Source organism: Acinetobacter sp. 226-1 (genome assembly GCF_030329325.1).
Classification (GTDB): Bacteria; Pseudomonadota; Gammaproteobacteria; order Pseudomonadales; family Moraxellaceae; genus Acinetobacter; species Acinetobacter sichuanensis.
In genome coordinates, this window is the sequence record NZ_JACANU010000001.1 from 106,323 (window position 1) to 121,525 (window position 15,203).

14 protein-coding genes are annotated in these 15,203 nt (G+C 35.3%); 7 read left to right on the plus strand and 7 right to left on the minus strand.

Annotated elements, in window-relative coordinates; translation table 11 throughout:
- Nucleotides 1–54 precede the first annotated feature (54 nt).
- From rluB to HX124_RS00535, 3 genes are read right to left on the minus strand one after another with little or no spacing between them, the layout of a single operon-like run.
- Entirely contained in the window at nt 55–1,113 is a 1,059-nt protein-coding gene (rluB, locus tag HX124_RS00525) for a 23S rRNA pseudouridine(2605) synthase RluB (RefSeq protein ID WP_286376329.1), read from the minus strand.
- Nucleotides 1,114–1,155: 42 nt separating this feature from the next.
- Nucleotides 1,156–1,746: an SMC-Scp complex subunit ScpB gene (gene scpB / locus HX124_RS00530; protein WP_286381622.1), complete on the minus strand. Its 591-nt coding sequence runs from the start codon at nt 1,744–1,746 to the stop codon at nt 1,156–1,158.
- Nucleotides 1,743–2,534, minus strand: a complete 792-nt coding sequence (locus HX124_RS00535; RefSeq protein ID WP_107009497.1) for a segregation and condensation protein A — start codon at nt 2,532–2,534, stop codon at nt 1,743–1,745. The genes scpB and HX124_RS00535 overlap by 4 nt, the downstream gene beginning before the upstream one ends.
- A 310-nt stretch (nt 2,535–2,844) precedes the next feature.
- Between HX124_RS00535 and HX124_RS00540 the strand changes: the two genes are divergently transcribed.
- Nucleotides 2,845–3,561 (plus strand): GNAT family N-acetyltransferase, encoded by a 717-nt coding sequence (locus tag HX124_RS00540; protein WP_286381623.1) that lies wholly within the window; start codon nt 2,845–2,847, stop codon nt 3,559–3,561.
- 308 nt (nt 3,562–3,869) lie between these two features.
- On the opposite strand, the gene HX124_RS00545 is transcribed toward HX124_RS00540, so the two are convergent.
- Together HX124_RS00545 and HX124_RS00550 are read right to left on the minus strand one after the other, a co-directional pair.
- Nucleotides 3,870–4,487 (minus strand): L-threonylcarbamoyladenylate synthase, encoded by a 618-nt coding sequence (locus HX124_RS00545; protein ID WP_286381624.1) that lies wholly within the window; start codon nt 4,485–4,487, stop codon nt 3,870–3,872.
- Nucleotides 4,488–4,569: 82 nt separating this feature from the next.
- On the minus strand, nt 4,570–5,232 hold the full coding sequence (locus HX124_RS00550) for an elongation factor P hydroxylase (RefSeq protein ID WP_107009494.1): 663 nt from the start codon (nt 5,230–5,232) through the stop codon (nt 4,570–4,572).
- A 97-nt stretch (nt 5,233–5,329) separates the two neighbouring features.
- Here HX124_RS00550 and HX124_RS00555 point away from each other — a divergent pair, with 97 nt between their 5' ends.
- The 6 genes from HX124_RS00555 to lysM all read left to right on the plus strand — a co-directional run bounded on the left by HX124_RS00555 (nt 5,330) and on the right by lysM (nt 9,043).
- On the plus strand, nt 5,330–5,893 hold the full coding sequence (locus tag HX124_RS00555; protein ID WP_286381625.1) for a YceD family protein: 564 nt from the start codon (nt 5,330–5,332) through the stop codon (nt 5,891–5,893).
- Nucleotides 5,894–5,968: 75 nt separating this feature from the next.
- Nucleotides 5,969–6,154 (plus strand): 50S ribosomal protein L32, encoded by a 186-nt coding sequence (gene rpmF, locus HX124_RS00560; RefSeq protein ID WP_004723964.1) that lies wholly within the window; start codon nt 5,969–5,971, stop codon nt 6,152–6,154.
- Nucleotides 6,155–6,313: 159 nt separating this feature from the next.
- On the plus strand, nt 6,314–7,300 hold the full coding sequence (gene fabD / locus HX124_RS00565; protein ID WP_286381626.1) for an ACP S-malonyltransferase: 987 nt from the start codon (nt 6,314–6,316) through the stop codon (nt 7,298–7,300).
- Nucleotides 7,297–8,031, plus strand: a complete 735-nt coding sequence (fabG, locus tag HX124_RS00570; RefSeq protein ID WP_107009491.1) for a 3-oxoacyl-ACP reductase FabG — start codon at nt 7,297–7,299, stop codon at nt 8,029–8,031. Before fabD ends, fabG begins: the two co-directional genes overlap by 4 nt.
- An 85-nt stretch (nt 8,032–8,116) precedes the next feature.
- Entirely contained in the window at nt 8,117–8,353 is a 237-nt protein-coding gene (acpP, locus tag HX124_RS00575) for an acyl carrier protein (protein ID WP_065994154.1), read from the plus strand.
- Nucleotides 8,354–8,560: 207 nt separating this feature from the next.
- A complete protein-coding gene (gene lysM / locus HX124_RS00580) occupies nt 8,561–9,043 on the plus strand; it encodes a peptidoglycan-binding protein LysM (RefSeq protein ID WP_286381627.1) in 483 nt (160 codons plus the stop codon).
- 194 nt (nt 9,044–9,237) lie between these two features.
- On the opposite strand, the gene HX124_RS00585 is transcribed toward lysM, so the two are convergent.
- Together HX124_RS00585 and HX124_RS00590 are read right to left on the minus strand one after the other, a co-directional pair.
- Nucleotides 9,238–12,972 (minus strand): SIR2 family NAD-dependent protein deacylase, encoded by a 3,735-nt coding sequence (locus HX124_RS00585; protein ID WP_286381628.1) that lies wholly within the window; start codon nt 12,970–12,972, stop codon nt 9,238–9,240.
- Nucleotides 12,973–13,239: 267 nt separating this feature from the next.
- Nucleotides 13,240–15,198, minus strand: a complete 1,959-nt coding sequence (locus HX124_RS00590) for a TniQ family protein (protein ID WP_286381629.1) — start codon at nt 15,196–15,198, stop codon at nt 13,240–13,242.
- Nucleotides 15,199–15,203: the final 5 nt, after the last annotated feature.

Genomic DNA, 15,203 nt, shown 5'->3' on the forward strand with positions numbered 1-15,203 from the left:
AGCCATAAAAAAACCACTATAGAAATAGTGGTTTAATATTTAAAAACCAAAACATTATTGAGGTTTGTTAAAACCTTTTTTTAAACCAAACGGTTTACGTTGTGAAAATTTATTTTCATCACGGTTTTGATTGTTAAAAGAATTGCCAGTACGTTCACGATTACCTTCGAAGCGTGGAGTTTGGCGCTCTGAACGGAAATCATTGCGATCACGGCTATTCGGACGATCTTGACGATAATGATCTTGTTGATCATGCTGATCATCAGTATCACGACGTTGTTGACGTAAATAACCACCGCGACGAGCAGCCATTGGTTTATCTTGCAGGCGTTCATTACGGCGTTTTGCCATACCAAACAAGCCAGTGCCTTGACGTGGTTTAAGTTCAACGACTTTTGCTAAGTTGTCGATATCATTTTTATCAAGTTCAACCCAACGACCTGTACGAAGTTCACGTGGTAAAATGACGGTACCATAACGAGTACGTAACAAGCGGCTAACTTTTAAACCTTGTGATTCAAAAATACGACGTACCTCACGATTACGTCCTTCTTTTACAACCACTTGATACCAACGGTTGATCCCTTCACCACCAATTTCAGTGAAAGATTCAAATTTTGCTGGACCATCATCTAAAACAACACCATTGAGCATGTTTTTACGTAATTCAGGAGTCACTTCGCCCATCACACGTACTGCATATTCACGTTCAATTTCGTTAGAAGGGTGCATTAAGCGGTTTGCAAGTTCACCATCATTAGTAAATAACAATAGACCTGTTGAGTTAATATCAAGACGTCCAACCATGACCCAACGATCATTGGAGATAGGCGGTAAATGATCAAAAACGGTCGGACGTGATTCAGGATCGCTACGTGAACAAATTTCGCCTTCTGGTTTATAGTAAATTAACACACGACGACGAATTTCATCTTCAATTTGAAACTGAACTTTACGACCATCAATGCGAAGCTCATCGGTTGGTTCAATACGTTCACCCACTTGAGCAACTTGACCGTTGACACTCACACGACCAGCAGCAATGACTTCTTCCATATAACGGCGAGAGCCTAATCCTACTCGTGCGAGTACCTTTTGCAACTTTTCACTCATGACAGCATAACCTTAGAAATAATTGATCAACAGTGTACCTATTTAAGACTTAGACGCTTGCGCATCTAATGCCATAAAAGCTTCCTTGGCATCCTGTAGGGGAGGCAATTGATCTAAAGACACTAGACCAAAAGCATTTAAAAATTGAGGCGTTGTAACTAACAACGCAGGTCTTCCTGGGAGCATTCTAAAACCAGACTCTTTAATCCAGTTCCATTCAAATAATGTTCGGAGTATCTGACTATTATTTGTCACTCCACGAATTTGCTCGATATCAGCTCGGGTCACGGGTTGATGGTAAGCAATCACTGAAATGGTTTCTAACAATGACGGGGATAATTTGGTTGGACGTTCAGGCCAAACTTGTGCAATGGTATTTCGATATTTTGCACGAACCTGAAAACGATATCCTTGAGAGACTTCGATCAATTCAATCGAACGACCATGTTGTAATACAGACAATTGCTGCAAATAGTTGTGCAATTGTTGTTTAGAATATTGATTTTGAAAAGCTTCTTTTAGGCGAGCAACGGAAACGGGTACATCACTTGCAAAAATAATGGCTTCAATTTGCATCAAAACTTCGTGATGAAGTTCATCTACATTAAACACATTATTATGGTCGATGGTCATGTCGTTGCTCCTTGAATTGCAAGCGGAGCATCGTGCCCACTAGAAATGATCAAAATCTTCTGTTGACGGGTCAACTCCAAGATTGCCATAAAAGTGACAACTCTGCCCATTCGACCTTGGTTGGATTTTAGTAAACTTTCAAAATTTAACACTTGTCCTGATTTTGCCATTTGTTCAATGTAAGCGATGCGCTCTTCAAGTAATACAGGTTCGTGTTCAATTTTATGAATGATGGGTTCTGGGCGATTAAAAATACAATACAGGGCATCACGTAGCATTTCTGCTTCATAGCCTTCATAAACGCTTGTTGTTTGCCCGATTGAAACTTGTGCGGGGAAAATATCTCTTTCTAAAATCGGCATTTGTCCCAAACGTTCAGCCGCTTGTTTAATTCTTAAATACGTTTCTAAACGATCAATTAGAGCTTGTTTAGGGTCTTGTTCTAAATTGATTGCCTTGGGTTTAGGAAGTAAAAGGCGAGATTTTAAATCAGCCAATAATGCAGCCATCACCATATAATCGGCTGTTAGCTCAATATTCAGTGATTTCATGTTATCCATATAAGCTAAATATTGGGTTGCGATTGGTGCAATATCAAGCTGGAGTAAATCAAAACCATTTTTTTGAATCAGATAAATCAAAAAGTCGAGTGGTCCTTCGAAATGATCAAGCAAAATTTCGAATGCAGCAGGAGGGATGTATAAATCCTCAGGAATTGAATCTTGCCACTCATCGAGTATTCGAATGGGTGGAAGCGATTCCATTGAATTATGGACTATTTGAGTCATTACCGTTTTTAGCCACGCGAATTTTCAAAGGCATGTTAAGGCGATTCGGGAGTTCACTTTTCAGCGTTTAGGGAGATGAAGTGATATTCGAATAGCACTGAATATAAAGAGTGCTTATTCTAATGGAAAAATCATAATGAATAAATTACTTGGCGTGATAAAAACAAAAAAAACCTGAAAATAAATAGGGAATATTTTTTATGGTGATAATGGTGCGATTTTTTGATCAATAATTATATTTAAATAGACTAGAGAAAATTATAAAAAACAGGCATATTAATTCAGAGCCTTTACATGTTAATAAATCAAAATGCTGAATTATCAAAAACACCAAGTTAATGAATTTGGACAAAAAATTGGTAAAACTCTAGCGCTAGAAACGCCAAAACAATTTCAAGAAAATATTTTAATAGGAAACAATGTACGCCTACTTCCTATTCAAAATGATGTTTTACAAACGCCCGCTTTTTCAGCACTTTGGAAAGCGATGGAAAGTGAACCAGATCACGCTTGTTGGACTTATTTGCCATATTCGACATTTAACTTCCAAGTTCAGTTAGAACAAGCGTTGAAAAAAAATTTTGGTTTTACAGGAGCAAAACATTTTTTGATTGAAGTTGAAGGCAAGATTTTAGGTTGGATTGCACTGATGAATGAGCGTTCTGAGCATGCAGTGATCGAGATCGGGAACGTGTATTTTTCTCATCAAATGAAACGTAGTGTTGCTGCAACTGAAACGATTTACTTATTATTAAAAGCGTGTTTTGAGCAAGGTTTTAGGCGTGTTGAATGGAAATGTGATGACTTAAATGAACCCTCAAGACAGGCAGCATTACGTTTTGGCTTTCAATTTGAGGGTATTTTTCGTCAAGATCGTATTTCTAAAGGTAATAATCGTAATACGGCATGGTATTCGATTCTTGATGAAGAATGGCAAACGATACAAGTTGCTTATGAAAATTGGCTTAATCCTGAAAATTTTGATGCAAAAGGTCAGCAAAAAAAGCGTTTGCAAACCAGAGAATAATGATCAAGCGATTTAGGTTTGAAGCATTTTAAATTTCAAAGCAAATGAAAGTGAGCATAAATGTAGATATCTTGCTCAATGATATGAGTTGAAAGCGCAGAGGCTTCCATTTGAGCAACTTTTAAAACATTCAAGTTTTTGATTTGAGGATCATTTTTTCATCCCAAATAACCTCAGCATTTGATTACAAATACCAAGGCTGTTCAGGATAAATCACATTACATCTTCAAGGACGTTTTGCATATTGGCTAAGATTAAAACGGCTCAGATTAAAACAAAACCATAGACTTATTATTTCTTAAAACAGCTTATTCAAAAGCACTGACATCACCCACACCACGACGGATGATTTCAGGATTTGCCCCTGATAAATCTACAATGCTTGTCGTTGTTAATGTACCTAAGCCGCTATCAATAAAAACATTGACTCTTTTTTCTAACTGTTGCTCAATTTCAAAAGGGTCATCCAAAGGTTGGTCTTGATTCGGTAAAATCAAAGTACTGGTTAACAGTGGTTCACCTAACTCTTTTAATAACATCTGACAGACAGTATTACTTGGCACACGTAAACCAATCGTTTTTTTCTTAGGATGCATTAAACGTCGAGGTACTTCACTTGTTGCAGGTAAAATATAAGTCGTTACTGCTGGTGTATTGGCTTTAAGTAAGCGATACATGGCATTATCGACTTTGGCATAAGTGGCAATATCGGATAAATCTGCACAGATAATGGCATATTGATGCTTGGGACCTAAGCCACGAATTTGTGCAATACGCTCCATGGCATTTTTATTTCCAATTTGACAGCCAATTGCATAAGCTGCGTCGGTTGGATAAATGACAACATCGCCTGCACGAATACGTTCGACGGCTTGACTAATGAGGCGTGGTTGAGGATTGTCAGGATGTACTCTTAAATGCAACATATTGTTCTCTCCTGAATATTTTTCATTCATTATCACTTGCTTGAATAGGCGCTTGCAAGGTCACTATGTTGATTTGTGTAAATTAATCAAGCATTTCACGTTGAAACTCATGACTTTGTAATGTTTTGCCACTTCGAGTACAAGTGCAAATGCATGCGATGAAATGTTTTGCATCTCTAGGAAGTTGAGCTTCACCTGAAAAATAACGTTGTACTTGATTAAAAACGTCATCTTTAAATGATGAGCCATCGCCGCCTTCACCTGTAAGATTATCAAGTGATACACGAAATTTTCGCCCAAAAGCTTTGGCGAATAACCATTCAATGGCTTGGGGCTTTACTTCGACTTGTTCAAAAAGTGCTTGCTGTTCGGCTGTACGCCCATCAGGTGCATACCAATAACCTAAATCAGGCAATAAACGACGCTGCTCACCTGCAATACTCCAATGGCTGATTTCATGTAAGGCGCTATTAAAATAACCATGGGCAAATTGAATGCGTGCTGCTTCACTTTTTGTTGCTGGAAAATATTCTGGTTCAAAATCTCCACGAACAAGTGTCACATTTAGGTGGGAAAACCAAAGATTAAAGTGTAAGATAAGCCAATCGACCTGTTGAACTTCAGTTTGTAAATCACACCATTGTAAACGTTGCACAAGGCTTGGTTTTTCAGAAGAAATTGAAGTTAAATCAGTGTTTAACTGTAATGAAGTGGTGACTTCAGGTTGCGGCTGCAACTGATGCATGACTTAAATTACCCAAATGATCTGTCTAAATAAGTACAAAATTGTATCTTAATCTTTGACAGAGTACCGATGAATTTGTAGAATTGCCGCCTTAATTATGTCAGCAAAAACCTTTCCGGCACAGATTGAGCCGTTTAAATGGGCTGAACAGGGCTTTGCATGGTCAGGTACACTGCCATTGTCTCGCTTTGTTCGTATCGCTCGTGAAGCTGTTGGGTCAATTGATAATCAATTGATCACTATAGACTGTACACTATCAATGGATGCGTATCATCGTATCGTATGGTTAGATGGTCATGTTGAAACGAAAGCGCCAATGGAATGCCAACGTTGTTTGGATGCCGTTGAAATCGAACTCGTTTCAGACTTCCATATAGCTTTAATCGATGATGAGTCACTGATAGAGCGCTTGGATGAGGATGCTGATTACATCGTCTTAGGCGAAAGTGAAGCAACAACGCGGGGAGATTACGCAACTAATACCCCTGCAACTGCTGATTTACTTTCTCTAATAGAAGATGAATTGATAACGTTGATACCAATGTCTCCTAAGCATGATGCTTGTGAGCATAAACATCAGCCAGTTGATCAGGACATTGTTGAAGAAAAACGGGATAATCCGTTTGATGTTTTAGCAAGTTTAAAGGGTAAACTTAACTAAATTTTGTGTTATAATGTTGAGTTAAGACAACCGAATTGTTCTGATCCATTTTTTCGATCTTTGTAAGGAGCCATCATGGCCGTTCAGCAAAACCGTAAAAGTCGCTCTCGCCGTGACATGCGCCGTTCACATGACGCTTTAACCGAGAATGCATTAACTGTAGACCAAACTACTGGTGAAACTCACCGTCGTCACCACGTGACTAAAGATGGTTTCTACCGTGGTCGTCAATTATTCGCTAAAGCAGCTGATGCTGAATAATTGTTGATGCATTAAGCGAAAGCTTGGTGAAAAAAATGGGAGCATTATGCTCCCTTTTTTTGTCTTGTTTTTTTGTTGTATTTGGCAATTAAAATTATTTAAATTAAATGTTAAATTGCCGCATCGGAAACGAGCTGAAAATGAAGAAAGGACTTTTATATGTCTGCTAAACGACTGGAGCAAGCTGCTCAAGCAACAAAGACTGCTTTTTTGTTTCCTGGGCAAGGTTCACAAAAAGTAGGTATGCTCGCTGAATTGGCAGAGCAGTTTGGTGTAGTAAAAGAAACATTTGCAGAAGCTTCAGAAGCTGTTGGTTTTGATTTATGGAATATCGCCCAAAGTGGTGAAGGTCTTAACCAAACGGAAAATACTCAGCCTGTCTTGCTTACAGCAAGTGTTGCAATGTGGCGTGTATGGTTGGATTTAGGTGGGGTTGCACCTAAATATCTAGCAGGTCATTCATTGGGTGAATACAGCGCTTTGGTTGCAGGAAATGCAATTTCATTAGCAGATGCAGCGAAATTAGTTCATTTACGTGGTCAGCTAATGCAATCGGCTGTACCACAAGGTGAAGGCGCGATGGCAGCTATTTTAGGGCTAGAAGATGCTCAAGTGGTTGCACTGTGTCAAGCTGCTTCTCAAACAGGGCAAGGTTCTGTTGAGGCTGCAAATTATAATGCAAATGGTCAAGTAGTTATTGCAGGTGCAGCAGCACTGGTGCAAGAAGTCATGGCGCAAGCAAAAGAGCAATCAGGTAAAGCAATAGCACTTCCTGTATCTGTTCCATCACATTGTTCATTAATGAAACCTGCGGCTGAACAGTTTGCACAAGCTTTGGAACAAACTGCCATTGAGCTACCAAGTATTCCTGTAATACAAAATGTCAACGCAGCAATTGCTCGTGATGTAACAGCTTTACGTCAAGCATTAACTGCGCAACTGTATGAATCAGTCCAGTGGACAAAAACAATGCAATACCTACAAGATCAAGGTATTCAGTATGTAGCAGAATGTGGTCCTGGTAATGTTCTTGCAAATCTTGCAAAACGTTTACCAAACATTGAAAAAGCATTCCCAATTGACACACAAAGTCGCATGGAAGATGCACTGAATGCCATTTTAGTGGCAGAAGGAAAAATTGCATGACACAAGAACGCAAAGTCGCATTAGTGACAGGTGCAAGTCGAGGAATAGGCGCAGCCATTGCTCAACAACTTATTTTAGACGGTTATTTTGTGGTTGGTACTGCAACTTCTGAAACTGGTGCAGATAAAATTTCTGCAACTTTTGCAGAAAATGGTGCAGGTGCCGTTTTAGATGTACGTGATGGTGATGCGATTGATGCCTTAGTATCTGATATTGAACAAAAATATGGTTCAGTTATGGTGCTGGTAAATAATGCTGGTATTACGAAAGACAACTTATTATTACGTATGTCAGAGGCAGACTGGGATGATATTTTAAATATTCATCTAAAAGCTGTGTTCCGTTTATCTAAACGTGTATTAAAGGGTATGACTAAAGCGCGTTTTGGTCGCATTATTAATATCAGCTCTGTGGTTGCACATTTTGCAAATCCAGGTCAGGCAAACTATTCTGCTGCTAAAGCAGGAATTGAGGCATTCAGCCGTAGCTTGGCAAAAGAAATGGGCAGTCGCCAAATCACGGTTAATAGTATTGCACCTGGCTTTATTGCAACAGAAATGACTGAACAGTTAAGTGAAGATATTCGCAAAAAAATGAGCGATCAAGTAGCTTTAAATCGTTTTGGTGAGCCACAAGATATTGCAAATGCTGTGAGCTTTTTGGCTTCAGATAAAGCAAGTTACATCACTGGTACAGTATTACACGTAAATGGTGGGTTATACATGGCTTAATGTCATGTATTAACTTTGAAAAAATTCAATATTCAATTAAACTATCGGCAATTAAAAGCCGCCACAAGCAATGAGGAGAATTCCTGTGAGCGATATCGAACAACGCATTAAACAAGCTGTTGCAGAACAATTAGGTATGAAAGCTGAAGAGATCAAAAATGAGGCATCTTTTATGGATGACTTAGGTGCTGACTCTTTAGACCTTGTTGAACTTGTAATGTCTTTTGAAAATGACTTCGACATCACTATTCCTGATGAAGATTCTAACGAAATCACAACTGTTCAATCAGCAATTGACTATGTAACTAAAAAACTTGGTTAATCGTTGAATGCATAGTGATTGATCACTATGGATTGGAGCCACCTTTTAGGTGGCTTTTTATTTATAAATCAAAAACATTGGTTACATACCGTTACGTTTCTGTTACCAATGACAACCAATTTCAGTATATTTTTTAGCTATAAAAATAGAGTACAAATTTTTATAAATCATTTATTAGATAATCGTTAAAAACTATGGAGAATCACAATGGGTCTTTTTGATTTTGTAAAAGGTATTGGTAAGAAAAATACAGCACCTGCAGAGCCACAAGCAGCGCCAGCAACACCAGCAGCACCTGTGGAGCCATCAGCACAGGAAATTGCAAATAAGTTATTAGGTCATATTAAAGCATTAGGTTTGCCTGTAACGGGTCTGTCAGTGAGCTATAATGGCGCATCAGATCTGGCAACAGTAAAAGGTCAAGTGCAAACTCAAGCAGATAAAGAAAAAATTATTTTAGCTGTTGGAAACATTGACCATGTTGCACAAGTGGATGATCAACTGACTGTAGTAACGCCTGAGCCTGAGAGTAAGTTTTATACAGTTAAATCTGGTGATAACTTATCTAAAATTTCGAAAGAATTTTATGGTGATGCAAATCAATACAACAAAATTTTTGAGGCAAATCGTCCATTGTTGAAAAATGCAGATGATATTTTCCCAGGACAAGTATTACGTATTCCTGCATAATTTTGAGTAAAAATCGCTATTTCTACTTTTATAAAGCAGAATAAACAAAAAGAACCTCATTTGAGGTTCTTTTTTTGATATTTACAAGCGTCATGCGACACAAGGTTTGTCATTTCGATACTCTTCAATTCAATTACTTAGAAAGCATTGCGACACATGATGACAAGAGTCAGCGACACAACCTATGTCAATTTTTATTCGTCTGTATCTGCTTCTGACTCAATAATTGAATTCCGTACCTCTGGTAAGGGATCATTTTTGCCTTCTTCTAGCCATTTCTGAATAATTAATTCATTATGATAGCCATTCATAAACATTTGGTTTGCAAGTTTTAAGCAATTCAGTCTGACAATTGGAATATCTTCAATATTTTGACTACTTTCATGATAGTTACTTTCAAGTATTAAATATTCTAAACCTTCTAAAACGAATGAATTAATAATTTCCTTTGGATGGCTGTCGTTAGCTTTGAATATGCTTGTTGCAGCTAATAGTGCTTGTATTAGGTGGTTTTTTCTTCGCATAGCAATAGAAAGACCTATTTCACGTATTAGATCATCAGAAGGATATGGAGTACTAGACGAGTCTTTGGTAGCTTGCTGTATCCATAAGAACAGACCATACATTGCATGCTTTGAATTATTTGGTGACTCAGAAATGAGCCCTTTCCGTAATAAAGTATTAATATCATTTATTTTATCAGGAAGGCTTTTAGCTAACATACACACTAAGTGATAACTATAGATTTCATATTGTTGAAGATATTGAATTTTATAGAATAACAATTCTGCAAGATGTCTTGGGATTTCTATTGTTTCCAAGATAACTTTAACATCTGAGAGTGTTTCGACGATTTCATTTGGAGTATTGTTAAAAGCTCTAGAGATACCATCTAATTTAATTTTATTTTCTGGAATGCTATTTATCCAATTTTCAATATTAACAATTACACTGTTTTTTTGCTCAATAGTTAATTTGATTTTATCTACACTATTGGATACCTCAAATAGAATTCTTTTTAAATCATTAAAATCATTAGATTCTATGAAATATTTTTTTGAGAATATTTCATTGGAATTAATGTCTAATTTTATTAAATTATTTGAATAAACAAAATCATAAAGATTAGTATCTAATGGAAAGTCGTCTTTTGATGATGTTTTATCCTGCCAAAGTAGTTTATTTATTTTTTCATATTCATGATCTTTTATGAAATTTGATATTAATGTTAAACGAATACAGGCATCCCATCGCGGTTCTGAATTTATTTTTAAGCTAGATAATATTGAATTTATAATGATATTCCAATCATTTTCATTACTCACGTTTCTAACGCATAGTTCTTTGACTTCAGAGGTGCTTATTAGTTGATCAATTCTTATTAAATTTTCATTTCTAGAAATTTCTATCCCATTAATAGGTAATTGTAAAATTTTTAAAATATATATACTTTTTATCTTAGAATTACATGCTTCCCAACAGCGTTTCAAATAGTTACTTAGAGGTCTTTGAAGCCAAGATGCTTTTCTTAAAGATAGGTCTTGAAATAGATGAATTGAATTTTTTAAGTGATGCTCAAGTGATTCAATATTATTAAGACGTAAAACTAATCTGGATAGCAATTCTAAACATGTACGAATGTAACTAACCCAAAACAAATTTTGATTTTTTTTATATCTATCTAAACTATAAGTCAATAAAATTTCAATTTGACTAAGAAGTTTTTTAAAATCCTCTTCTGATAAGCTAGCAATATCAACCCGTGAATAAATAGTATTAATATATTTATCATCATCTGATGGCTTTAATCTTACAACAATACGCTGAGCTATATTTTTATCGATTAGGTCATAATTCTCAATTAGTGTTGTAATGAGTGAGATACCTATAGAAAAATTATTGAGTGATAATGGTAATCCTGCAGTTTCACATAATAAGAGGCATTGATAGGCGTGGTTAATAGCTTCATATTTATAATTGTTGAATTTTATGGTTTCACCTCGTCTACGATATAAGTCGAAACAGGGGTTTTTAAGATTGTTTTCTTTATCCTTCCGTTGATTAACTTTTTCAATTAGAAAGCTAATTTGTTTGTTTGAATTACAGTTTACTAGTTCAAGTTGTTTTAATCGTTCATCAATATTGAATTTTTTAATTTTTATATGTGAGGAGCTATTTTTACCTTCAATCAAAGCTTGAATACTTGATAATGCCCAAGCCTCTCTTGATGAGTTTGAAAAATCATTAAATTTGTCAGGATTTTTCTTTATAATTGAATATCCTAGAGATATTAAATTATTTGCTTCATCATCAAAGTTTAATTCTAATAGTAGAGCTGATTTTCTGAACATCCATATTGGGTCACAATCAAAAACATGCCATTTTTGCAATATTTCTTCTAAATTTTTGAAATCTAGGTTTAGTAAACACCATTGACACTCTTCATAAATTACATTGTTTTTTATCTCAATTGAGTGATTACTAAATTGTTTTAGTTTTTCTAATTTATTTTTAAAAGAGTTTTCATTAAGTGAGAGCCTTTCATTTATAAGTGAATAAAGTGAATTTTCAATATATATTTGCTTGAATTTAGGCCAGTTTGAAGAATGATCTAAATCATTTACCATCTTATTTTTGAAATTGAATTTTTCAGAAATATCATCCCAAATGGATTTAATATTTGTTGGAATAGGAACTAATTTTTTTTGATATAGCCATATGATTTCTTTTAGAAATCTCAATTGCTCATCAACACTAAAATTATCAAAATTTTTGATAATTTCTTCAGACCATTCATTTAGGCTTTGATCCAATGTATGTTGCAGATTAAGTGGGAAAACGATCCAATTAGGATAAATTTTTCGATTATGTTCCCATATTGATAGAACCTCTTGTAATGTTTCGATTGAAATGGGATCACTCATACCTATTCTTGTTTTTCTTAGGGGAAGACATTGGGAGTTTGGTTCTATTGGATGTAAGTAGTCTTTAACTTCAGGTTGATAATAATTATGCAAAGAGGGCCAATCTTTAAAATCATATGATTGACCGCATTGTAAAGTTTGGATAATCCATTCAGTTGCGTATTGATGTCTCAAATGTTCTGGCCACTCATGTGCTTTTGGGTGATTTGAGACATCAATAGGTACGACATTATTGTTTTCTAGCATTCTTCTTCTGTGAGGTGCTAGATTTAGCCAACCTGCTAGATAAATTTTAGGTGAAGATATGCCTAAGTTATCTCTAACCCAGCCTGACCACTGTAGAAAATTTGGATCATCCCCTGAGAAGCCTATTAATAACACAGCGGTTTCCATCATAATCTGTTGTACAGTATTTACTAATGGAGCAAATTTTTTAGGATAAGTTCTATAATCTTCTTCAGTAAAAATAAAAGGAATATGGGAGGGCACGGTCCCATGTAATTTTATTATACGAGGGGATGGTGTATTTGCTAGTTCATCGACTGTTCTTACAATGTTATACGAACGCTCAGGTATTTCCAGCTGTGCTCTTTCTAATAAAGTATCCCAATTTGTTGTAAGTACTTCTTTCCATGGTAATTCGAGTAACTGATGATGAAGTTCAGAGGGGCGATAATCTAAGTCTGGAACAGAATCACTAATGAAATTATGTAGACTTCCTCTCCCAAAAGCTATTTCATATTCTTGGGCTAAGCGTAAAAAACCACTAGTCCCTGTAGCTTCTGATAATGCTTGATTTAAACGACTTTTCTCTGACTCTGGGTACAGTTTTCTACACAAGTTTTGAGCTACTTGTGACCAAAGAGGAAACTCTTTAGCTGAAGCGCTAACGGGTAAGGCATTTCTACTAAACCCAGCTCCAACCATTACAGAAGCTCCACCATTTCGTGTATTCCATAAAAGTTCGCGAATATGATTAATATGACTTTGATCGGGAATGCTCATTATTATTTACATTAAATAGTGATTTGATTTAATTGAACATTTTTCTTTATGAAAATCAAGAAAAAAGTACTTGAATAGATTTTTTATAGATTGAATTCTTTATAAAAAAATAGAGATGTTATAGAGGAAATTGGGAGGTACTTTAAGTTTAATATTTATTGAAATTTTAAGATATGACTTAAAAAATTAAGCTTGGTTTTGTTTTATTAATTCTAGAGAGATCCCAATTTAAATATTTAATGGGATCTGAATATTATTATTTCTGTTTTAAGGTTTCACAAATTTTAAAACTTCTTTTTTATTGAAAAGCCTAATTTTTTTATCGTCCTTACCAAAATAGTAAGGTTTTATAACCCCTTGATTTTGTAAATTTGTAATGTGGGAATGGCGCATACCTAAGAGATTACTTGCTTCGACACCAGTAATGAATGCTTTTTTTAACTTCAAAACTTCAGTTAGCTCATTCTTATGAATGATCTTCCAGTAAACTAAATCTTCAATATGCAAAAATCCTGTTTCGCACCAATATTTTTTCATCCAATTTATAGGACAACTCAATTGTTTTGCTGCCTCTGAGTAAGGAACATAATCCTCGCTATCAAGTTTTTTCTTAAGATTTAATAGCGAATTAGTCTGGATTTGAACTGAGTGAGGATCGTTCTTATCTTTACTAAGAATACCTCTTTGGACCAGTACCGCAACTTTATTTGGGCTAATTCCTAAAAGTGCTGCTGCTTCTTTTAAAGAGTAATAATTTGTACTGGTATTTATTGATTCTGACTTGTCTTTTCGCCTACCTGTGCGTGTTTGATAGTGTTGAATCATCTCTAAGTCATTTGTATTAATATCTTGAACATCTGTTTTAAAAAAAATATTAATGGGTGTCGAGTCAATATGAGGTCCATGAACAGGTGTAATACTTATAGACGCTAATTTCTCCACGAGATTTGTAGGGGTTACGTTCAACCGTTTTGCTAAAGGTGCGATCAGCATATATTTTTTATCAAATTCATGCAGTTTGTTCTTTGAATATTGCTTAGGAGCATCTATATCTAGTTTATTTTGTTCTAAATTGAACCATCCAATATTTGCTAGTTTACGAGCAGTTTCATAATTGATTTCTAAAACTTCAGAAATTTCTTTTAGAAAAATGTGGTCATTAACGATAGTCTTGTTACTCAGTGTGTCAGCTATAGATTCATCCTTGTCTATTAAACCCAAAAGAAAGCGTTCTATATCTATACTCGATATATTTCCACGATAAAGCTCTTTTTTCCCTAGCTTTAGATAGTCGCTTTCAATTAACTTCTCAAGCTCAAAACGTGAAACTTTTAAAATACGTTTTATCTGATGGTTTCTAAGTTTTATAGAAATACTTTTTTCACTTATTTTGTATTCATCAGCATTTTGTTCAACGACTTTAATGTGCTTCTTGAAAAAATTCTCATATTTTAAAAATGGTATTAACTGTACCCTAGGATGTGAGTAATTGATTCTAGAATTAATAAGAGCACTGAGCTTGAGTGCTGAAAGTTCAGGATGACGAAAGTATTCATATACGGAAAGGAAAACTTTCAAATCGGTGTTAGATCTATCGAACTTAAAGAAGTTATTAAAAGCATTCCAGCAAGCTGCAAACTCTTTGAATAATTTGTTGGAGTTGAAGTTTAGAACGTCAATAAACCAATAAATGGTTTCAATAGAGTTTGCTTCTCTGATTGGGGCTTTATCAAGTTCATAACCACAGCAAGAACAGTTTTGAACACCTGCTTTTGATGTAATTGGATTCTCACAGTTTGGACAAGAATCAATTAAAAAGCATAAATGAATTGGACATGCGTAAATTGGTTTGAGCATCCATAATTTTTTTAAATATGCACTTTCTCCAAGACAAATAGGACAGTAGCGTATGTTGTCTAATTCAAATAACTCATGAGGAACTTCAATAGCACCTATTGTTCTTGGAGATCTATTTGTAGGACCTGATCTTTCAAAAGCTAGACAAGCATATTCACTATCTATATTTAAAGCATTCAAAACTAAACCAAAGCGAACATCATCCGCTAGATGGTAATTAAGAGATTTCTTAATGATGGATTGATAGTTTTCTTTGCCAACTAAATTAAAGATTGAGCTATGTGCATTAAGTTTTGTGGTTCTGAGTAGGAAGCTGATTGGCGATTCATCTTCATAAGGGATTGCTTGTATTAAAAGAGAATTTTGCATAATGA

Bases quoted from the DNA above. Each gene is read 5' to 3' on its own strand.
- rluB (WP_286376329.1), bottom strand. From the start codon at position 1,113: ATGAGTGAAAAGTTGCAAAAGGTACTCGCACGAGTAGGATTAGGCTCT.
- scpB (WP_286381622.1), bottom strand. From the start codon at position 1,746: ATGACCATCGACCATAATAATGTGTTTAATGTAGATGAACTTCATCAC.
- HX124_RS00535 (WP_107009497.1), bottom strand. From the start codon at position 2,534: ATGACTCAAATAGTCCATAATTCAATGGAATCGCTTCCACCCATTCGA.
- HX124_RS00540 (WP_286381623.1), top strand. From the start codon at position 2,845: ATGCTGAATTATCAAAAACACCAAGTTAATGAATTTGGACAAAAAATT.
- HX124_RS00545 (WP_286381624.1), bottom strand. From the start codon at position 4,487: ATGTTGCATTTAAGAGTACATCCTGACAATCCTCAACCACGCCTCATT.
- HX124_RS00550 (WP_107009494.1), bottom strand. From the start codon at position 5,232: ATGCATCAGTTGCAGCCGCAACCTGAAGTCACCACTTCATTACAGTTA.
- HX124_RS00555 (WP_286381625.1), top strand. From the start codon at position 5,330: ATGTCAGCAAAAACCTTTCCGGCACAGATTGAGCCGTTTAAATGGGCT.
- rpmF (WP_004723964.1), top strand. From the start codon at position 5,969: ATGGCCGTTCAGCAAAACCGTAAAAGTCGCTCTCGCCGTGACATGCGC.
- fabD (WP_286381626.1), top strand. From the start codon at position 6,314: ATGTCTGCTAAACGACTGGAGCAAGCTGCTCAAGCAACAAAGACTGCT.
- fabG (WP_107009491.1), top strand. From the start codon at position 7,297: ATGACACAAGAACGCAAAGTCGCATTAGTGACAGGTGCAAGTCGAGGA.
- lysM (WP_286381627.1), top strand. From the start codon at position 8,561: ATGGGTCTTTTTGATTTTGTAAAAGGTATTGGTAAGAAAAATACAGCA.
- HX124_RS00585 (WP_286381628.1), bottom strand. From the start codon at position 12,972: ATGAGCATTCCCGATCAAAGTCATATTAATCATATTCGCGAACTTTTA.
- HX124_RS00590 (WP_286381629.1), bottom strand. From the start codon at position 15,198: ATGCAAAATTCTCTTTTAATACAAGCAATCCCTTATGAAGATGAATCG.